The organism is Mesorhizobium sp. NZP2298, from assembly GCF_013170825.1.
Classification (GTDB): domain Bacteria; phylum Pseudomonadota; class Alphaproteobacteria; order Rhizobiales; family Rhizobiaceae; genus Mesorhizobium.
On sequence record NZ_CP033365.1, the window covers coordinates 1,166,342 to 1,185,199 of the forward strand.

General features: G+C 64.7%; 19 protein-coding genes. 8 read left to right on the plus strand and 11 right to left on the minus strand.

The window, feature by feature from the left end; genetic code table 11:
- Positions 1–40 precede the first annotated feature (40 nt).
- Complete coding sequence (locus EB231_RS05620; protein ID WP_172347956.1) at positions 41–2,113, plus strand: 3-hydroxyacyl-CoA dehydrogenase NAD-binding domain-containing protein; 2,073 nt, start codon at positions 41–43, stop codon at positions 2,111–2,113.
- A gap of 27 nt (positions 2,114–2,140) precedes the next feature.
- On the opposite strand, the gene EB231_RS05625 is transcribed toward EB231_RS05620, so the two are convergent.
- Positions 2,141–2,953 carry a helix-turn-helix transcriptional regulator gene (locus EB231_RS05625; RefSeq protein WP_172347957.1) on the minus strand — a complete coding sequence of 271 codons (813 nt, stop codon included), beginning with the start codon at positions 2,951–2,953 and terminating at the stop codon, positions 2,141–2,143.
- Positions 2,954–3,122: 169 nt separating this feature from the next.
- Between EB231_RS05625 and EB231_RS05635 the strand changes: the two genes are divergently transcribed.
- The 4 genes from EB231_RS05635 (at position 3,123) to EB231_RS05650 (ending at position 6,711) form a co-directional block, all read left to right on the plus strand.
- Positions 3,123–4,199: an extracellular solute-binding protein gene (locus EB231_RS05635; RefSeq protein ID WP_445299313.1), complete on the plus strand. Its 1,077-nt coding sequence runs from the start codon at positions 3,123–3,125 to the stop codon at positions 4,197–4,199.
- A gap of 64 nt (positions 4,200–4,263) precedes the next feature.
- Positions 4,264–5,127, plus strand: coding sequence for an ABC transporter permease (locus EB231_RS05640; protein ID WP_172347958.1), 864 nt, complete (start codon positions 4,264–4,266; stop codon positions 5,125–5,127).
- On the plus strand, positions 5,127–5,939 hold the full coding sequence (locus tag EB231_RS05645) for an ABC transporter permease (RefSeq protein WP_172347959.1): 813 nt from the start codon (positions 5,127–5,129) through the stop codon (positions 5,937–5,939). The genes EB231_RS05640 and EB231_RS05645 overlap by 1 nt, the downstream gene beginning before the upstream one ends.
- Positions 5,940–5,949: 10 nt before the next feature.
- A complete protein-coding gene (locus EB231_RS05650) occupies positions 5,950–6,711 on the plus strand; it encodes an SDR family NAD(P)-dependent oxidoreductase (RefSeq protein WP_172347960.1) in 762 nt (253 codons plus the stop codon).
- Here the strand turns inward: EB231_RS05650 and EB231_RS05655 are convergent.
- Entirely contained in the window at positions 6,655–7,578 is a 924-nt protein-coding gene (locus EB231_RS05655; RefSeq protein ID WP_172347961.1) for a LysR family transcriptional regulator, read from the minus strand. The two genes, EB231_RS05650 and EB231_RS05655, sit on opposite strands and share 57 nt — an antisense overlap.
- 105 nt (positions 7,579–7,683) lie before the next feature.
- Here EB231_RS05655 and bla point away from each other — a divergent pair, with 105 nt between their 5' ends.
- Positions 7,684–8,577, plus strand: a complete 894-nt coding sequence (bla, locus tag EB231_RS05660; protein ID WP_172347962.1) for a class A beta-lactamase — start codon at positions 7,684–7,686, stop codon at positions 8,575–8,577.
- 37 nt (positions 8,578–8,614) lie between these two features.
- On the opposite strand, the gene EB231_RS05665 is transcribed toward bla, so the two are convergent.
- The 9 genes from EB231_RS05665 to EB231_RS05705 all read right to left on the minus strand — a co-directional run bounded on the left by EB231_RS05665 (position 8,615) and on the right by EB231_RS05705 (position 16,388).
- Entirely contained in the window at positions 8,615–10,123 is a 1,509-nt protein-coding gene (locus EB231_RS05665) for an aldehyde dehydrogenase family protein (RefSeq protein ID WP_172347963.1), read from the minus strand.
- Positions 10,124–10,176: 53 nt separating this feature from the next.
- On the minus strand, positions 10,177–10,521 hold the full coding sequence (locus tag EB231_RS05670; RefSeq protein WP_172347964.1) for a cupin domain-containing protein: 345 nt from the start codon (positions 10,519–10,521) through the stop codon (positions 10,177–10,179).
- A gap of 21 nt (positions 10,522–10,542) precedes the next feature.
- Positions 10,543–10,884 (minus strand): cupin domain-containing protein, encoded by a 342-nt coding sequence (locus EB231_RS05675; RefSeq protein WP_172347965.1) that lies wholly within the window; start codon positions 10,882–10,884, stop codon positions 10,543–10,545.
- A gap of 13 nt (positions 10,885–10,897) precedes the next feature.
- Positions 10,898–11,248, minus strand: coding sequence for a cupin domain-containing protein (locus tag EB231_RS05680; RefSeq protein WP_172347966.1), 351 nt, complete (start codon positions 11,246–11,248; stop codon positions 10,898–10,900).
- Positions 11,245–12,519, minus strand: a complete 1,275-nt coding sequence (locus EB231_RS05685; RefSeq protein ID WP_172347967.1) for a glycosyltransferase — start codon at positions 12,517–12,519, stop codon at positions 11,245–11,247. The genes EB231_RS05680 and EB231_RS05685 overlap by 4 nt, the downstream gene beginning before the upstream one ends.
- A 12-nt stretch (positions 12,520–12,531) precedes the next feature.
- Complete coding sequence (locus EB231_RS05690; RefSeq protein WP_172347968.1) at positions 12,532–13,605, minus strand: ABC transporter ATP-binding protein; 1,074 nt, start codon at positions 13,603–13,605, stop codon at positions 12,532–12,534.
- Positions 13,602–14,396: an ABC transporter permease gene (locus EB231_RS05695; protein ID WP_172347969.1), complete on the minus strand. Its 795-nt coding sequence runs from the start codon at positions 14,394–14,396 to the stop codon at positions 13,602–13,604. The genes EB231_RS05690 and EB231_RS05695 overlap by 4 nt, the downstream gene beginning before the upstream one ends.
- Positions 14,389–15,231 (minus strand): ABC transporter permease, encoded by an 843-nt coding sequence (locus tag EB231_RS05700; RefSeq protein ID WP_172352820.1) that lies wholly within the window; start codon positions 15,229–15,231, stop codon positions 14,389–14,391. Before EB231_RS05700 ends, EB231_RS05695 begins: the two co-directional genes overlap by 8 nt.
- 92 nt (positions 15,232–15,323) lie before the next feature.
- Positions 15,324–16,388: a polyamine ABC transporter substrate-binding protein gene (locus EB231_RS05705; RefSeq protein WP_172347970.1), complete on the minus strand. Its 1,065-nt coding sequence runs from the start codon at positions 16,386–16,388 to the stop codon at positions 15,324–15,326.
- 235 nt (positions 16,389–16,623) lie between these two features.
- Here EB231_RS05705 and EB231_RS05710 point away from each other — a divergent pair, with 235 nt between their 5' ends.
- Together EB231_RS05710 and EB231_RS05715 are read left to right on the plus strand one after the other, a co-directional pair.
- On the plus strand, positions 16,624–17,562 hold the full coding sequence (locus EB231_RS05710) for a GntR family transcriptional regulator (RefSeq protein WP_172347971.1): 939 nt from the start codon (positions 16,624–16,626) through the stop codon (positions 17,560–17,562).
- 10 nt (positions 17,563–17,572) lie between these two features.
- Positions 17,573–18,856, plus strand: a complete 1,284-nt coding sequence (locus EB231_RS05715) for a nucleotide disphospho-sugar-binding domain-containing protein (protein ID WP_172347972.1) — start codon at positions 17,573–17,575, stop codon at positions 18,854–18,856.
- Positions 18,857–18,858 lie beyond the last annotated feature (2 nt).

Below are 18,858 nucleotides of genomic sequence, written 5' to 3' on the forward strand. Positions count from 1 at the left end.
TGATCGCGGCCAGGCCGCTAACCGTTGCTGGGAGGTTTGTGTGTCCGATTTCGTGAAGGTCAGCCGGGACGGCGACGTTGCCATCGTCATCATCGACAATCCACCGGTCAACGCGCTGAGTTTTCATGTCCGCGAACCGCTGATGCACGCGCTGGTTTCCTTGCGCGATGATGCTTCGGCCGCGGCCATCGTGATTGCCTGCGCCGGACGGACCTTCGTTGCCGGCGCCGACATCACGGAATTCGGCAAGCCGGTGCAACAGCCCGATCTGCGCGCTCTGATCGTCACGCTTGAGACCATCGCCAAACCGACGGTTGCCGCCATCCACGGCACCGCGCTCGGCGGCGGCCTGGAACTGGCGCTTGGCTGCCATTTCCGCGTCGCCGATGCCGGCGCCAAGCTCGGCCTTCCCGAGGTGAAGCTTGGGCTATTGCCGGGCGGCGGCGGCACCGTGCGGCTGCCGCGCCTCATCGGTGCGGTGAAGGCACTGAAGATGATCGTTTCCGGCACGCCGATCGGTGCGGCCGAGGCGCATGCCGCCGGTCTCGTAGACGCCGTTTTCGAAGGCGATTTGACCACGCATGCCGTGAACTTCGCCCGGGAAATCGCCCGCAAGGGTGGCCCCTTCACGCCGGTGCGTGATCGCGATGACGGGCTCAAGGAAACCGACCTCAGGGCTTTCGATGCCGAGGCCGCCGACCTCGCCAGGAAAGCGCGCGGGCTGGAAGCGCCGATCGCTTGTGCGCAAGCGGTGCGCAATGCCGTCACGCTGCCCTTCGACGAGGCGCTGGCGGCGGAGCGCGCGCTATTCGTGACGCTTGTCGGCAGCGACCAGTCGCGCGCCCAGCGTCATCTGTTCTTCGCCGAACGCGAGGCGGCAAAGCTTCCCGGCAAGGACACGCCCAAGCGCAGCATTGCCCGGGTCGGCGTCATCGGCGCCGGCACGATGGGCGGCGGCATTGCCATGGCCTTCGCCAATGGCGGCTATCCCGTGACCTTGCTGGAAACCAGCGGGGAGGCGTTGCAACGCGGGCTGGGCACGATCGAGAAGAACTATGCGGTCTCCGTTTCGCGCGGTTCCCTGACCGAAGACGCCAAGCGTCGGCGGCTCGCCCAGTTCAAGGGTTCGACCGATTATGCCGATCTCGCCGAGTGCGACCTGATCATCGAGGCGGTGTTCGAGGACATGGCGGTGAAGAAGGAGGTTTTCGGCAAGCTGGATGCCGTCGCCAAGGCGGGCGCCATCCTTGCCACCAACACCTCCTATCTCGACATCAATGAAATCGCCGGCTCGATCTCGCGGCCGCAGGATGTTCTCGGCCTGCATTTCTTTTCGCCGGCCAATGTCATGAAGCTGCTGGAGATCGTTCGCGCCGAAAAGACCGCGCCGGATGCGCTGGCGACGGTGGTCGACCTCGCGCGGCGGATCGGCAAGGTGGCGGTCGTCGTCGGGGTCTGCCATGGCTTCGTCGGCAACCGCATGCTGGCCGCGCGCGGCTCGGAATCAGAAGCGCTGCTGCTGGAGGGCGCGACACCCAGCCAGATCGACAAGGCCTTCACCGATTTTGGCTGGCCGATGGGGCCGTTCCAGATGGGCGATCTCGCCGGTCTCGACATAGGCTGGCGCAACCGCAAGGCGCGCGGCCTGACGGCCGTGATCGCCGACACGCTGTGCGAGCAGGGGCGCTTCGGCCAGAAGACAGGCCGCGGCTTCTATCTCTACGAGGCCGGTGCACGGGCAGGTGTTCCCGATCCCGAGGTGGAGGCGCTGATCCGCGCCAAGGCGGCCGAGCGGGGCATCGAAGCGCGCGCCATCGGCGCCGAGGAGATCATCGAGCGCACGCTCTATCCCATGATCAATGAGGGGGCGAAGATCCTCGAAGAAAAGATCGCGGCCCGCGCCTCGGACATCGACGTCGTCTGGGTCAATGGCTACGGCTTTCCCATCGGCAAGGGTGGCCCGATGTTCTGGGCCGGCCTCGAAGGCGGAGCCAGGATTGTCGAACGGCTCGAGCATTGGTTCCGGCAGACCGGCAAGGATGTGTTCAAGCCGGCCACGCTGCTGAAGCGGATGGCCGAGACCGGCTCCTGGGAGGCCGACGCGACAGCCTGACCAGATGACCGCTGAGGGATGTGGCGGTTATCGAATCCGTGCGTCGATGATTTCGACGAAGCGGGCGAACAGGCCGGCCTGCGACTTGATCTTGAGCTTGCGGTAGATGTTGCGGCGGTGGACCTTCACGGTTCCCGGCACGATGCGCATGGCTCTCGCGATCGATTCCGTCGAATGGCCCTGCAGCACCAGGTCGACCACATGCTTTTCGCGCGGCGTCAGCGACAGGCTCTTCCAGATATGGGCACGGTCGAACTCGTTGACCGCGGCGATCGTCTCATCTTGCCTGGCTTCAGCCGGCTCGTCGACGGGAAGGGCAGGCCAGCGCAACCTGATGAAGCTGATCACGGCCGGCGCCATGTCGCGCAGCAGCCTGGCGTCCGCGGTGCCGAACGGGCCTGAAGCGCGCAGCCGCATCAGCGACAGCACAAGCGCGTCCTTGCCCGGCAGCGGCACGAAGAAGCCAACCTCCTCGGCCAGCCTGGTCTGGCTGTAATAGGAGCGAAAATACTCGCTGGCATAGAAGCGGTCCGGCGCCAGCTCGCGCATGCGCCAGAACCCTTCCTTGCGCTCGACCGCAGCGTGGTGGAACGGATCGAGCAGATAGGGCCCTTCCTGGTAGAGCGCGACGAAGACATGGCTTTCGGCCGGCGAGAAGGTTTCGAACAGCAATGGCGGGCGCGAGGCGCCGCGATAGCCGAAGACCACGCAGTGATCGAAGCTGACATGCTGGCGCAGCCAATCGACCATCGCCTTGCCGAACAGGTCGCCGCTCGTCTCCCGCGTCGCCGCGACGAGGGCGGCGAGCCGGCTGTATTCGTCGCTGCGGGACGCACTCAATCCCTACCCCCTTAAACGCGAAAATAGATCAGATATACCACCTGCGAGGTATATACTAGCGGCCATTGGCTCTGGTAGCGTTCGGAAATAGCCCTGTCGCTGGAGCCCGCAGCCTTTGACCGCAGTGCCCGACATCGAGTTTCGCGGCGTCACGAAGCGCTATGGCGCGGTGACCGCGGTCAGCGGCATTGATCTCTCTGTCCCGCCCTCCGCCTTTGTCGCCCTGCTCGGGCCGTCCGGCTGCGGCAAGACAACGTGCCTGCGCATGATCGGCGGGTTCGAACAGCCGAGCGAAGGCCCCAACTACCATGATCCGCAGACCTTCGAGAACTTCAAGAAGGACACCGGCGTCGCCGTCGAGGTCAACGTGTTCGGCTCCAATGAGGAGATGCTGGCCAAGCTGCAGGCCGGCGCCTCTGGCTGGAGCCTGTTCGTGCCGACCAATTACACGATCTCGACCTACAAGAAGCTCGGCATCATCGAGCCGCTCGACATGGCGAAACTGCCGAATTTCGACGGTACGCAGGAAGACCCGCGCTTCACCTCGGAGGGCACGATCGACAAGGTGATCTACGCCGTGCCGAAGAACTGGGGCACGACAGGTTTCGCCGTCAACACCAAGAAGCTGACCAAGCCGATGACGAGCTGGAAGGAGTTCTGGGACACGGCGATGGCCGAGGGCGACAGCCGCACCATGGTGCACGACTACCAGCTGACCACGATCGGCAATGCGCTGAAATATTACGGCTATTCGTTCAACTCGCTCAAGCAGGACGAACTTGCCAAGGCGGAGGAGCTGCTGCTGAAGGTCAAGCCGCATCTGTTCGCGGTCTCCTCCGACTATCAGCCGGGCATGCGCGCGGGCGACGCCTGGATGACGATGTGCTGGACCAATGACGGCGCGCAGTTGCATCGCGACATTCCCGAGATCGCCTATGTGCTGGGCAAGGAGGGCGGCGAGATCTGGACCGACTTCTACGCCATCCCGAAGGACGCGCCGAACAAGCCGGCCGGCTATGCACTGCTCAACTATCTGATGAACCCGCAGGTCGCGGTGAAGGAGCACCTTGCCAACGGCGCGCCCTCGACCGATGCTCGCGTCAACAAGCTGCTGCCCAAGGAAGTGCTCGACAATCCGATCCTCTATCCGGCGGCCGACCTGTTGACGCCGCTGGAGTTCGGCGCCGCGGCAACGCTGACCGATCCGGGCCGCGCCGAACTGATGGCGCGCTTCAAGTCGGCCTGAGGGTCGGCCTGACGGGGACAATTGACCGGCGGGCACATGCCTGCCGGTATCGGGGCGGTTCCAGATGTACGGCAACAGATTTCGTCATAATTTCCTGACCGCCTTGCTGCTTGCCCCGGCAACGGCGTGGCTGGTGGTATTCCTGGTGCTGCCGTTCATCGCCATTGCCGTTTTCAGCGTCGGCGAGCGGGCACCGGAAGGCGGCTATCAGGCGGCCTTCACCTTCGCGCAATATGCCAACCTTCCGGCGCGGGCGACGGCCTTCTGGAACACGATGGTGCTGGCCCCGGTGGGCGCGCTGGCCTGTCTGCTCGTCGCCTATCCGGTCGCCTATTATCTCGCCCTGCAGGCGCCGCAGCGCTGGCGGCTGATCCTGCTGGCGCTGGTCGTCATTCCGTTCTGGACCAGCCTTTTGATGCGGACCTATGCCTGGATGTACATTCTGGGCGGACGCGGTATCCCGGCGCTGCTCGCCTTTGTCGGCATCGAGGATGTCAGGCTGATCAACACGCCGGGCGCCGTCCTGCTCGGCATCGTCTACGGCTATCTGCCGCTGATGATCCTGCCGATCTATGTCAGCCTCGAGCGGCTCGACCGAAGGCTCCTGGAAGCTTCCGCCGATCTCGGCGCGACGCCGCTGTCGACCTTCCTCGGCGTGACTCTGAAACTCTCGCTGCCGGGCGTGATGACCGGCTTCTCGCTGGTGATGATCCTGCTGCTCGGCGAGTATCTGATTCCGACGCTGCTTGGCGGTGGCAAGGTGTTCTTCATCGGCAATGCGCTGGTCGACCTGTTCCTGCAGTCGCGCAACTGGCCGTTCGGATCGGCCATCGCCATCACGCTGGTGCTGGTTTCGGTGGTGGTGCTGATCGTGGCCAACCGCATCTCGACCCGCGTCTCGGGCGCCCGCCGGGTGGACCTGATCTGATGCGCGCCTTCGTCATTGCCGTTTTCGGTTTCCTCTATCTGCCGATCGCGCTGGTCGTGCTGTTCTCCTTCAATGCCGGCCGCCATGCCAGCGAGTTCACCGGTTTTTCGGTGCAGTGGTACGGCACGGCGCTGTCGAACCCGTTCCTGGTCGAAGCGCTGAAGAACAGCCTGTTCATCGCCACCACCAGTGCCCTGCTGGCGGCTGTGTTCGGCACCGCGGCGGCGCTGGGCCTCGCGCGTGTCGGAATCAGAACCCGGGCTGTCTTCGACGCGCTGCTGGGTGCCGCGATCGTGGTTCCCGGCGTCGTCATCGGCATCTCGACGCTGGTCGCGCTCGTCCAGCTGTTCGCCTTCGTCAATCCGTTCCTCGCCTCGATCTGGCCTGACGATCAGCCGCCGCGCCTGTCGCTCGGCTATGGTTCGATCATCGCCGCGCATGGCCTGTTCTCGATGGCGCTGGTGACGATGATCGTCGGCACGCGGCTCGGCAGTCTCGACCGCAACCTGGTCGAGGCCTCCAGCGATCTCTACGCGACGCCGCTGACGACGTTCCGCTCGATCGTGCTGCCGCAGATCATGCCGGCGGTGGTCGCCGGCTTCCTGCTCGCCTTCACCTTTTCCTTCGACGATTTCATCATCGCCTTCTTCGTCGCCGGCGCGCAGACGACGCTGCCGATCTATGTGTTCGCCTCGATCCGGCGCGGCGTGACTCCGGAAATCAACGCCATCGCGACGATCGTGCTCGTCGCCTCCGTGCTGCTCGTGGTGCTTGCCCAATGGCAGTTGCGCCAGCGCAAGCCGTCCAACTGAAAGCCGCATCATGATCCTCAAAGACCGCATCGCCGTGGTGACAGGCGCGGGTTCCGGCATCGGCCGCGCCGGCGCCATGATCATGGCCAGGGAAGGCGCGACGGTCGTCATCGCCGACAGGGACCAGGCCGGCGGCGAGGCGACAGCCTCGGATATCCGCGCGGCGGGCGGCAGTGCCGAGGCAATTGCCGCCGACGTTTCGGATGACGCGGATGTCGAGCAGCTCCTTGCCGGCACGCTCCAAAGGCATGGTCGCATCGACATCCTGCATAATCACGCCGGCATCCAGGTCGGCGGTACGCTGACCGAGGTCGGAACCGACGGCATGGATGCCTCGTGGAGGGTCAATGTGCGGGCGCAATTCCTGGCGGCGAGGATCGTCATGCCGTCGATGATCGCGCAAGGCGGCGGCGTCATCCTCAACACTGCCTCGAATTCGGGTGTCTTCTACGACCGCGAGATGATCGCCTACGCTACGTCGAAACATGCGGTGGTGGCGATGACGCGGCAAATGTCGCTCGACTATGCCCGGCATAATGTGCGCGTCAACGCGCTCTGCCCGGGCTGGGTCGACACGCCGTTCAACGAGCCGTTCATCGCCCAGATGGGCGGACGCGAGGCGATCGAAACCTATGTCCGCACCAAGATCCCGATGGGCCGCTGGGCGAGTGCGGAAGAGATAGCGGAGGCGATCCTGTTCCTCGTCTCCGACCGGTCATCCTTCATGACCGGCCAGGCGCTGGTGATCGACGGCGGCGAGAGCATCGGCTGATCGCAGTGTTTGCGCCGTTAGCCAGTCCGCGAAGGTCGTCATCGCCTGCGAGTTCTGCCGCCTGCGTCTTGCCGACAGCCAGTAGCGGCCGACATCGACCGTGCTGCCGAAGGGCTGTACCAGCTGGCCGCAACCAAACTCGCGGCTGAACATCGAGACCGGCAGCAGCGCCACGCCGGCGCCCTGGACGGCGGCGTTGGCCATGGTGACGGAGGAATCGAAGACGATGCCCTTGATCGGTGGGCAATGGCGCCCCGCCGCCTCGAACCAGCGCAGCCACTCGTCCTCCCGGTAGGAGCAGAGCAGCGTTTCGCGGGCGAGATCGGAGGGGTCGCGCAGGCGCGCGGCTATGTCGGGCGCGCAAGCAGGCGAGAACGAGCCTGACATCAGCGGCGTGTTGTCCGTCCCTTGCCAGGAGCCGTCGCCGAAGCGGATGGCGAAGTCGAGGCCGTCGGCGGCGAGGTTGACCCGGTTGTTGTTGGTCGAGATGCGCAGTTCGATGTCCGGATAGGCCTGGTGGAACAGCGCTAATCGTGGGATCAGCCAGCCCGAGGCGAAGGTGCCGACGACGCCGACGGTGACGATGTCGTGGAAGCGGCCGCCCTCGAAACGGTCGAGCGTGATGCTAATCCTGTTGAAGGCGTCGCTCAGCACCGGCAGCAAGGCTTCGCCTTCATCGCTTAAGGTCAGCCCGTGCGGCAGCCGGCGGAAGAGCCGGACGCCAAGCACCTCTTCAAGGCCCTTGACCTGATGGCTGATGGCGGCCTGGGTGACGCGCAGTTCGAGGCCGGCGCCGGTGAAGCTGAGATGCCGTGCGGCGGCCTCGAAGGCGCGCAAGCCGTTCAGCGGAAGATGCGATCGCTTCATCGGGTGCAGCCCTAATTTTTCTTATGGCGGAGGCGACGTTTACTTGTTTGCGATGGCGTCGGATCCGGTCCAGTTCTGCGGCGCGGGGCAACAGAGAGTGTGGACATGACGAGCAGACGCAGTTTCATTGGTGGTCTCGCAGTGGTTTTGACGGCGCCCATCACGCTTGGCGCGGTGGCGAAGGCGGCAACAAGCCCGACAAAATTTGATGGGGTCTTGCCGAAAATAAGGCGGATCGAAGCGAAAAGCGGCGGCCGGCTTGGTGTGGCCTGCCGGATCGCAGGAACGGCGGTTCAGTTCGGTTATCGCGAGAACGAGCTGTTTCCGATGTGCAGCACCTTCAAGACGCTGGCCGCGGCGCTCATCCTGCATCGCGTCGACGGCGGCGTCGAGCAGCTCGACCGCAGCATAGAGGTGCCGCATGACGCCGTTGTCGCGAACTCGCCAACGACCAAGAACCATGCCGGCGGCGCAATGACGGTGGCGCAGCTTTGCGAGGCCGCGGTGACGGTCAGTGACAATGGCGCGGCCAATCTGCTGCTGGCCTCCTTTGGCGGACCGCCGCAACTGACCGCTTATCTGCGCTCGATCGGCGACACGGTGACCAGGCTCGACCGGATCGAGCCGGAGCTGAACGAATCCGTGCCGGGCGACCCCCGCGATACGACCTCGCCGCTAGCCATGATCGAGGATTACGAGCGCCTCGCTCTCGGCGACAGCCTGTCGCAAAAGAGCCGGGTGCAGCTTGTCGACTGGCTGGCGGCCAACAAGACCGGCGACGACCGCATCAGGGCAGGACTGCCGAAAGGCTGGAAATGCGGCGACAAGACTGGCACCGGCGAGCATGGCAGCACCAATGACGCGGCGGTCATCTGGCCGATGTCAGGCAATCCGGTTCTGATGTCGGTCTACCTGACCGGCACCAAGCAGAGTCTGGCCAAGCGCAATGCGACGATTGCCTCGGTCTCGCGCGCCTTGGTGGAAGCAATCGAGGCATGAGCCGTCGGAGCAGCGCGGCTGTGCCGTGCTGCATTTCTCACACATGCTTGCGGCCGCCTGTCTCGCGGAACCAGCTGTCCGGGTAGGGATACCACCAGCCCTGGATTTCGGGCTTGTGATCGATGATGACCATCTTGGAACGGCGGAAGGCATCGAGCCCCTGGCGTCCAAGCTCGCGGCCAAGGCCTGATGCCTTCCAGCCACCGAAGGGCAAGGCGTCATTGTCGATCAGCGGGTTGTTGACCCAGACCATGCCGGCTTCGAGCCGCTCGGCCGCCTCATGCGCCTCGGCGAGGTCTGTCGTGAACACCGAGGCGCCGAGCCCGAACGGGCTGTCATTGGCAAGCCGGATCGCCTCGTCGAAATCCTTCACCCGGCAGATGGCGGCGACCGGCCCGAAACATTCCTCGCGCACGATCGCCATGTCAGGGGTGACGCCGGTCAGGATCGTCGGTTCGTAGAACCAGCCCGTGTTGTGCGCTGGCGGGATGCGCCCGCCGGTGACGGCCTTCGCTCCGTGTGCAATGGCGTCATCGACCAACCGCATCACCTTGGCCCGCGCACTCTCGCTGACCAGCGGCCCGATCTCGGTCTTGTCCATGCCGTTACCGATGCGCAGCGCGCGTGTCCTCTCGGCGAACAATTCGACAAAGCGGTCGTGCACGGCGTCGACGACGAAGAAACGCTCGGCCGAGGTGCAGACCTGGCCGGTGAGGTGGAAGGCGGCGGTGACACTGCCGGCGGCCGCGACCTCGAGCGGGGCATGTTCGCTGATGATCAGCGGATCGCTGCCGCCCGCCTCGATGACGCAAGGTTTCATGCGCTCGGCGCAGGCCACCGCGACCGCCTTGCCGGCGGCGACCGAGCCGGTGAAGGCAACCGCATGGGTGCGGTCCGAAGTGATCAGTGCCTGCGCGGTGACCGCGCCGCCCGGCAGGCAGGAGACAAGGCCTTCCGGCAGCGAGCGGAACACGGCCATATAGTCCAGCGTCGACAGCGTCGTCGCCTCGGCCGGCTTGATGATGCAGGCATTCCCCGCGGCAAGCGAGGCGGCCACCGTCCAGCACATCAGCAGGATCGGAAAATTGTAGGGCATGATGTGGACGGAGACGCCATAGGGCTCGTAGCGCGCATATTGGAAGGAGCCGGCCTGCGTCGTGCCGGCGACCTTGCCGGCGTCGTCGCGCGCCATCTCGGCATAGTAGCGGAAGATCGGCGCGCAATTGGCGATCTCGCCGATGGCTTCGGGATAGGGCTTGCCCATCTCTCGCACCATCAGTTCGGCGCAGCGGGTGAAATCCGCCGCCTCGATGGCATTGGCGACGGCATGCAGATGCCTGGCTCGGCTCTTGGCGTCGAGTTTTTTCCAGCTAACCTGCGCCGTGGTTGCGGCAGTGAGCACGGCGTCGATTTCGTCGTCGCTGGCCGCGGTGATGGCGCCAACCGTTTCAAGCGTGGCCGGGTCGATCACCGGTTTGCTTGCGCCAGCCATCGGCCGGTAGCCCGGATTGACGAAGAAAGTCGGCTGGTCAGGGGAGAAATGCATTCTTATCCTTCTCCACGCGTGGAGCCTTTTTTGAGGATTCGCCCTGCCGAGGCTCAGCGGATCATGTAGACCTTCTTGATGGTCTCATGGACGGTGCAGACGCCCTTCCAGTCCTGCGGAAAGAAGGCCGCCGTGTCCGGCTCGATCTCGATCACCTCGCCGGATTCATGCACGTAGGTGCAGCGGCCTTCGAGGAAGTGGCAGAACTCGTCGCGGGTAACGTGGCAGTGCCATTTGCCAGGGGTGCAGACCCACAGGCCGCACTCGGAGCGGCCCTCGGGCCCTTTGTGCAGCAATTTACCCGAGGTGTGGGATTGCCCCTCGATCATGGTCGGGATGATGCCCCAGTCGACGAGGTCGGCGATGGCCAAGGGGGATTGCATGATGGGTGTGGTCATATCGATTTCCTTGAAATGGGCTCACCGGCACATGAAGGCCTTGGTCAGCGTTTGCGTGATGATGGAGATGCCGGTCCAGCCGGCGGGGAAGAACACGAGCGTGCCGGCCTCGACCGGAATTTGCTCCCCATTCTCATGGACATAGCTGCCGTGACCCGACAGGAAGTGGCAGAACTCGTCGGCGGCGAAGGTGACCTTGCGGGTGCCCGGCGTGCATGACCACAGGCCGCATTCGCTCGATCCGTCCGGGTTCCGCGACAGGATCTTGCCGGAGGCGCGCGGCGCGCCGGCAAGCGTATTGCTGCCCGCGCCCCAGTCGTCCAGTTCCACGGTTGAGGCCTTTGGCCAGTGCGGTGTCGGCATGTCAGCTCCTCGGTCAGGCCAGCATGTAGACGTTGCGCATGGTCTCATGCACGGTGCATTCGCCTGTCCAGCCGGCGGGAAACATGACCACGGTCCCGGTCGACACTTCTATCACTTCACCGACATCCGATCGGTAGGTCGCGCGGCCGGCGACGAAATGGCACAATTCATCGCGCGGGATCGAGAGCCGCCAACGGCCCGGCGTGCACACCCAGATGCCGGATTCCGGCTGGTTGTTCGGACCCTTGTGCACCAGCCTGCCGGTGGAATGCGAGGCGCCTTCCAGTGCATCGGGCTGGGTGCCCCAGTCGACGAGGTCGGTGCGGGTGGAGGCGTGGTGGAGGTGTGGGGCGGAAGAGGTCACAGCAGCGCCTCCAGCAACCCAGCCGCCTTTTCCGGCCCGTTCTGCGCGTGCATCTGTGCCGACGTCTTCGCCAGCCTCGCCTTCATCCTGGGATCGGTCAGGCAGGTCTCGATCTTCGCGATCAGCTCGGCATCGCTCCAGTCGTAGCGCGGCATGCCGAAGCCGTGGCCGGTTTCCTCGACCCGGGTGGCGTTGTCGTGGCCGTCCCAGACATAGGGCATGATGATTGCCGGCTTGCCGAAATAGAGGCATTCGGTGAACGAGTTGTTGCCGCCGTGATGGATGACGGCGTCAACCTGCGGGATGACCGAAGGCTGCGGGAACCAGCTCTCGACGATGACGTTGCCGGGAACGTCTGTGTACTGGTCCTTGTAGCCGCCGACATTGACCAGCGCGCGGTAGCGCGTCTTGCCTAGCGTTGCGATGATGCGCTTCAGCAAATCGACATCGCCGGCCCCGAGGCTGCCGAAAGAGACATAGAGCAGCGGGCCATCATTGTTCTTCGCGAAGGTGGGTACCGCATAGGGCTTCTCTTGCCGCACGCAGCCTTCGAGATACTGGAATTGCGCCGGGTCGAGCGGATGGCGGCGCTTGAATTTCGCGGCCTCGGGATAGAGCAGCAGGTTCAGATAGGGCGACGCCTCGAAGAACTGGCCGACCGGATAGGTCGCTTCGTTGTTGGCTGTGAGAAAGGCATTGAAGTCGTCATGGATCGGCTTGATCACCGCGTTGAAGTGATCGCGGTAGCGCTGGTGCCCGGCGTGGTCATTCTCACCGCAGCCGGAGAGATGCGGCGGGATGTCCTCGTCCTCGATCTCGTTTTCCGAGCAGGAGATGACGCGTACCCATGGTTTGCCGAACTGCTTTATCGCCGGGAACAGGATGACGTTGTCGACGCAGATCACGTCGGGCTTGATGGCGGCAAGCACGCCCGGTAGATCCTTCTGGGCCCATTTGGCGCTGTCGACGATCGCGGTCCAGCAATCCTTCACATAGTTGTCGACCTGGTCGTAGGGCGACTTGCGGAAGTTCGGGATGTGGCCGTTGATGAAATCCTCCCAGAACTTGGCCATCTGCTCGGGCGGCATCGGTTCGGAGAGGTTCACCGGATGCGCCTCGAAACCGTAGCCCCTGTAGACCTCGACAAAGCCGGGGTCCGACAGGAACACAGCCTTGTGGCCGCGCGCCTCGACGGCTTGCGCGATGCCGACGGAATTGAGCGCCGGGCCGTAGGCGGCTTCGGGAAAAAACGCGATCGTCTTCTGCGCCATCAGGCTTCTCCTCTATTCCTCAAAAATTCTGACGTCGGCGGCGTCCCAGCCGAGTTCGAGCTGGTCGCCTGATGCGACAGGCCTGCGGTCGGCGGCATCCGCGGTGACGCGCACCATGAACGGCTTTGGCGACAAAGGCGTGCGGACATGCAGCTGCAGGTCGAGTCCGTGATAGGCCAGCGCCTCGACCGTGCCGGTCGTGCGGTTGGCGGTCTCGGCTGACGGGAACAATCGGATGCGTTCGGGCCGCACCGAGGCAACCGCCGATGCGCCAGGTGAAAGTGTGGCGGGGACCTTGCCCGTGATGCGCGCGCCGTTTGCAGCGACCACGCCATCGGCGGCGGCCTTGCCGGGCACGAAATTCATCACGCCGATGAAGTCGGCGACGAAGCGGTCCGCGGGATGTTCATAGATCGCGTGCGGCGTGTCGCATTGCAGCAGCCTGCCGTCTTTCAGCACCGCCATGCGGTCGGCCATGACAAGCGATTCTTCCTGGTCGTGGGTGACGATGACGAAGGTGATGCCGACCTCGTGCTGCAGGCGCTTCAGCTCCAGCTGCATGGCACCGCGCAGTTTCTTGTCGAGCGCGCCGAGCGGCTCGTCGAGCAGCAGCAGCCGGGGGCACTTGACCAGGGCACGGGCGAGCGCGACGCGCTGCTTCTGGCCGCCGGACAATTGCTCAGGCTTGCGGTCGGCGAACGGGACGAGTTCGGTGGTCGCCAGGATGGCGTCGACGCGTGAGCGGATTTCTTTAGCCGGCAAACGCTCCATCTCCAGCCCGTAGGAGACATTGGCGCGCACGCTCATATGTGGGAACAGCGCGTAGGACTGGAACATCAGATTGACCGGCCGCTTGTTGGGCGGCGTCCTGGCGATGTCCTTGCCGTCGAGCAGGATGCGTCCGTCGGTCGGCGTCTCGAAGCCGGCCAGCATGCGCAGAAGCGTGGTCTTGCCGCAGCCGGAGGGCCCAAGCAGCGCGAAGAACTCGTTCTCCCGGATATCGAGCGAGATGCCGTCGACGGCGGTGACGCGGCCGAATTTCTTCGACACATGGTCGATGGCCAGCAGCGTGCGCGGTTCGCTCATTGGCCGATAATCCCTCGATTGAGCCGCTGCGACAGGGTCAACGCGGTGATGGAGACAGCCATGACGATGGTTGCCAGCGCATTGATCTCCGGCGTGATGCCGAAGCGGATCATGGCGTAGATCTGCATCGGCAGCGTGGTCGAGGCACGGCCGGCGCCGGATGTGAAGAAGGCGATGATGAACTCGTCAACCGAAAGCGTGAAAGCAAGCAGCGCGCCGGCGATCACCGCCGGCAGGATGACCGGCAAGGTCACGCGCTGGAACGTGGTTACGGCGGAGGCGCCGAGGTCGGCGGAGGCCTCGACGATCGACCAGTCGAAACTCTTCAGCCGGGCACGCACCACCGAGCAGACGAAGGCGAGATTGAAGACGACATGGGCGAGGATGATGGTGTGCAGCCCCATGGTCAGGTTGAGCATGGAAAAGAACGACAGCAGCGCGATCGCCAGCACGATGTCGGGAATGATCATCGGCGCGAAGATCAGCGCTTCCAGGCCCTTGCCATATTGCCGGCGCATCTCGACGCCGATCGCCAGCAGCGTGCCGAGCAGTGTGGCGATGGCGGTGGAAACCAGCGCCACGATCAGCGTGTTGAGCGCGGCGGAAAGGATCGCGGAGTTGTTGGCCAGCGAAAGATACCATTTCAGCGAAAAGCCCGACCATGCCGTCGGCAGCCCGCCTTCGTTGAAGGACAGTGCCACCAGCACGCCGATCGGGATATAGAGGAAGGCAAAGACGAGGCCGAGCACGAGCCAGAGCGTGCGCCGCGTGGCTGGGGAACGCTCAGCCATCGGCATTACCTTTGGCCTCGGCCGCCCGCCCCGAGGCGCGGTCGGCGGCCAGTGCTTGCGCCATCAGCACCAGCAGCATGATGGCGATCAGCGCCATGGCGAGTGCCGCGCCGAAGGGCCAGTCATTGGCGGTCAGGAACTGGTCGTAGACGAGATTGCCGATCATCTGGAAGCGGCCGCCGCCGAGCAGCGCCGGGGTGACGAAATTGCCGATCGACAGCACGAAGACGAAGACCGCGCCGGCGGCGATGCCGGGCACGGTCAGCGGCAGGACGACACGGCGAAAGGTGGTGGCGGCCGAGGCGCCGAGATCACGTGAGGCTTCGGCAAGCTCCGGGTTGAGCCGGGACAAAGGCGCGTAGCAGGCGAGGATGACGAAGGGCAAATAGTTGTAGACCAAGCCGGCGATGACGGCGCCTTCGGTATAGAGCATCGACGGCGGCTCGCCGGTGTAGCCCAACCACCGCAGCAGTTGCGTGATCAGGCCTTCGCGGTTGAGCAGCACGATCCAGGCATAGGTGCGGATCAGGTAGTTGGACCAGAACGGCAGCACGGCGAAGAACAGGAACACCGGCTGCCACCGGCGCGGTGCCGCGGCAATGGCATAGGCGGCGGCATAGCCGATCACCACGGCGATCAGGGTGGCGCTGCCGGCGATGCGCGCCGATTTGAGGAAGATGCCGGCATAGAGCGGGTCAAAGACCAGCCCGAAATTCTCCAGCGTGAAGGTGTAGTCGATGCCGCCATAGATGCCGCGCCGGAAGAAGGCGAGCGCCAGCACCAGCGCGCACGGGACCACCATCAGCGCGGTCAGCCAGACCAGCGCCGGGGCCATCAGCAGGGAGGAGCGAAGTCGGGTCTGGGACAATTTAAGGTACCGCTCAGGGCCGGCAGCCGAGGCGCTGCCGGCCGTGATATCCGTGCCGCCTACTGGGCGGCCTTGATCTCGCTGACGATCTTGGAATAGTCGCGCTGGGCCTCGCCGACGTCGCGCAGCTGTTCGAACTTGACGAGGTCGGCCACCGGCATCGCCATGTTGGGGAATTTGGCCAGGAAGTCGGCCGGCAGGCTTTCCATCGCCGGCTTGTTCGGCACCTTGTAGTCGATGTTCTGCGCCGCCCAGGCGTGGTTCTTGGCGTCGAGCATGAAGTTGATGAACTTGAAGGCGTCGTCCTTGTGCTCGGATGCCTTCATCACCACCATCGTGTCGACCCAGAGGTCGGAACCTTCCTTCGGGATGACGTATTTGATCTCCGGCTTTTCGGCGATGCCGTAATTGCACCAACCGTCCCAGGCCTGCACCATCAGCGCTTCGCCCGAAACCAGCTTGGAATAGAAGGTGGTGTCGTCATAGGCGAGCAGGGTCTTCTTGGCCGAGATCAGCAGGTCCTTGACCTCGGCCATCTTGGCCGGATCGGTCTCGTTGACGGAAAAGCCCTTGTCGAGCTGGCCGGCAGCCAGCAGCCAGCGATCGGTCGCCAGCATGGTGGTCTTGCCCTTCAGCTCGTCGGAAGGGGCGAGCAGGTCGCTCCAACTCGTTGGCGCCGCCTTGACGAGGTCGGAGCGGTAGCAGAGGCCGGTCGTGCCCCAGGTGTACGGCACCGAGAAAGTGTTGCCGACATCGTGCGGCAGTTTCGTTGCTTCGGGATAGAGGTTGGCGAGGTTGGGGACCTTGGCGTGGTCCATCGGCTCGGTCAGGCCGAGCTTGTTCAGCACTTCGGCGAAGGGCGAGGACACGAAGACCACGTCATAGCCCTTGCCGCCGGCGGCGATGAGCTTGCCCATGATCTCTTCATTGGTGGCGTGCACCACGACCTCGCCGGAGACGCCGGTCGCGGTCTTGAAGGCGGCCATGGCATCGGGCGCCATGTAGCCGTCCCAGTTGGAGATGACGAGGCCGGCGGCCATTGCCGGTGCGGACAGCGCCAGGGCAAGGCCGACAGCGATTGAAGAAACCTTGAGCGCACGGCGCCGCGGGCTGGTAGCGGTCATGGCAGACTCCCATTCCGGTTGATCGTCGAATTCTGTGCTGGACCGGTCGCGACCCATGCCGCTGCCCTCGATCCTGTTCCCTCGGTCTTTTTATCGCCGATTGCGCTGACAGTACTATTGCAGAAAAAAGTACGTCAATCCATAATTTGCCAACCGACCGAGGAATCTGGCCGATTGCGCTTGTCCCGGCGATCGGCCAAACCAGTAAGATCCCATCCGTCCGCCGAGACCAGTCATGCAAGCCGCAGCCCGACGACCTCGCACCAACCATCTCGATCTGGCGCAGCGCATCCTGGACGTGGCGCGGCAGCGCGGCTTCGAACCCGGCGCGCGCCTGCCCGAGCAGCAGATCGCTTCGCTGTGCAATGTCTCGCGCACGCCGGTGCGGGCGGCACTCAGCCTGCTGGCGGAGCGGGGCGTCGTGCGCTGGGAGGCCGATACCGGTTACCACCTGGCGGTCGACCTCGCCGCGCAGCCGGCCATTGCCACCGAGCTTCCCAGCGCGGAGGAGGACGAGCTGGCCGAGGCTATCCTGCGCGACCGCTCGGCGCGCAGGCTGGACCAGACGGTGACCGCCGCGGCGTTGATGCGACGCTACAGCGCCGAGAGGAAGACGGTACTAAAAGCGCTTAATAAACTGACAGAAGAGAATCTTCTGGACCGTGCGCCCGGCCAGTCATGGCTGTTCCGCCGCACGCCCGACGATCCGGAGGCGCAAGGCGAAAGCTATGAATTCCGCCTGGTGCTGGAGCCCGTGGCGATCCTGACGCCGGGCTTCCGGCTGGACGGCGCGCGGGCTGCGGCCCTGCGCCAAGGCATGGACGCGCTATCGGCGCTGCCGGATGCCGCGTTCGACACGCGCGAGTTCCAGCGGCTGGATATAGATTTTCACAGCATGATCGCCGAGGGCTGCGCCAATCGCTTCGTCGCCGACGCGCTGGCCGATCACCTCAGGCTGCGCCGGCTGCCGGGCCTCTATGGCGGCGTCAACGTCTTCCGGCTCCGGCAATCCTTGCTGGAACACCTGAACATACTCGACCATCTCGAAAGCCGGCAGTATGAGGTGGCTGCAGATCTGCTTCGCATCCACCTGCGGCTCTCCCGCAACCAGCGACCGCAGGCGGCCAGCCGCGGCGCCCCCGCGCTGTTCGGCATGATCAGCCGGCCGGAATGAAGAGGATTAATTGACGCGTAAAGCCAGCCCGACCATCGCGCTGTTTCCCGAAGCCAGTTTCGGGGCGGCGCTGAATTGCGTCGGCATCGCGCAGGCGTTGCGGGCCAAGGGCGCCCGGCCGGTCTTCATCTGCCATGCGGGCTTCTCCGGCGTCTTTGCCGACTATGGTTTCCAGGAATACCAGCTGCCGACCGACGAGCCGCTGAGCGACAGCGAGCGCCAGAGCTACTGGCAGGCCTTCGTGCGCCGGCACCTGCCGCATTTCAGGCTCAGCCCGATCGACCAGCTCGAAACCTATGTCGCGCCGACCTGGCAAGCGATCGTCGATACGGCGGTCAATGCAGAGGGGCCGCTGCGCCAATTGCTGGCGCGGCTGAAGCCCGACGCGGTGGTGCTCGACAATGTCATCATGTTCCCGGCGATCGCCGCCGCCGGCTGCCCCTGGGTGCGTGTCGTCTCCTGCGCCGAGACGGAGCTGCCCGACGCCCGGGTGCCACCCTACCTATCCGGCCTCGGAGCCGATGACCCGCAACGCGCGGCGTTCGAGGCCCGCTATCTCTCGGCCTCCGCGCCCGCGCATGACCGCTTCAATCGCTTTCGCGTGGACGCCGGCCTGGCGCCGTTGCCGAAGGGCCTGTTCCTTGAAAGCTCGCCCCACCTCAATCTGCTGCTGACGCCGACGATCGTGCGCCGCGAGCGTGCCGAGCCGCTCGATCCGGCCCGCTTCGTCTATCTCGAAGGCTGTGTGCGATCGGAAGGACCGTTCGAGGTGCCGGTCTTCCCGCGCAATGGCGGACCGCTGGTCTATGTCAGCTTCGGCAGCCTCGGCGCCATGGATGTCGGGCTGATCGAGCGCATGCTCGCCGTCTTCGACAGGCTGCCGGCGCGTTTCATCGTCAATGCCGGCGGCCTGCGCGACGCCTATCGCGCGGTGCCGGACAATGTCTATCTCGACGCCTGGTTTCCGCAGCCTTCGGTGGTGGCGAAGTCCGACCTGTTCATCCACCATGGCGGCAACAACAGCTTTTGCGAGGCGCTGCGCTTCGGCGTGCCGTCGCTGATCATGCCCTATTGCTGGGACGGACACGACAATGCGCGCCGCGCCGAAGAGACCGGTACCGGCGACCATATCGGCCGTGACGGCTGGACCGAAGGAGTATTGGAGAGAGCCATTCTCGGCCTGCTGGCCGATGCCGCCATGCGCGCCCGCCTGAGGGACAATGCAGCCCAGATGGCGCTGAAACCCGGAACGGACGTGGCCGCCCAAGCCATACTCTCCCTGATACGGACGTGAAC

Bases quoted from the DNA above. Each gene is read 5' to 3' on its own strand.
- EB231_RS05640 (WP_172347958.1), top strand. From the start codon at position 4,264: ATGTACGGCAACAGATTTCGTCATAATTTCCTGACCGCCTTGCTGCTT.
- EB231_RS05645 (WP_172347959.1), top strand. From the start codon at position 5,127: ATGCGCGCCTTCGTCATTGCCGTTTTCGGTTTCCTCTATCTGCCGATC.
- EB231_RS05650 (WP_172347960.1), top strand. From the start codon at position 5,950: ATGATCCTCAAAGACCGCATCGCCGTGGTGACAGGCGCGGGTTCCGGC.
- EB231_RS05655 (WP_172347961.1), bottom strand. From the start codon at position 7,578: ATGAAGCGATCGCATCTTCCGCTGAACGGCTTGCGCGCCTTCGAGGCC.
- bla (WP_172347962.1), top strand. From the start codon at position 7,684: ATGACGAGCAGACGCAGTTTCATTGGTGGTCTCGCAGTGGTTTTGACG.
- EB231_RS05665 (WP_172347963.1), bottom strand. From the start codon at position 10,123: ATGCATTTCTCCCCTGACCAGCCGACTTTCTTCGTCAATCCGGGCTAC.
- EB231_RS05670 (WP_172347964.1), bottom strand. From the start codon at position 10,521: ATGACCACACCCATCATGCAATCCCCCTTGGCCATCGCCGACCTCGTC.
- EB231_RS05675 (WP_172347965.1), bottom strand. From the start codon at position 10,884: ATGCCGACACCGCACTGGCCAAAGGCCTCAACCGTGGAACTGGACGAC.
- EB231_RS05685 (WP_172347967.1), bottom strand. From the start codon at position 12,519: ATGGCGCAGAAGACGATCGCGTTTTTTCCCGAAGCCGCCTACGGCCCG.
- EB231_RS05690 (WP_172347968.1), bottom strand. From the start codon at position 13,605: ATGAGCGAACCGCGCACGCTGCTGGCCATCGACCATGTGTCGAAGAAA.
- EB231_RS05695 (WP_172347969.1), bottom strand. From the start codon at position 14,396: ATGGCTGAGCGTTCCCCAGCCACGCGGCGCACGCTCTGGCTCGTGCTC.
- EB231_RS05700 (WP_172352820.1), bottom strand. From the start codon at position 15,231: ATGGCCCCGGCGCTGGTCTGGCTGACCGCGCTGATGGTGGTCCCGTGC.
- EB231_RS05705 (WP_172347970.1), bottom strand. From the start codon at position 16,388: ATGACCGCTACCAGCCCGCGGCGCCGTGCGCTCAAGGTTTCTTCAATC.
- EB231_RS05710 (WP_172347971.1), top strand. From the start codon at position 16,624: ATGCAAGCCGCAGCCCGACGACCTCGCACCAACCATCTCGATCTGGCG.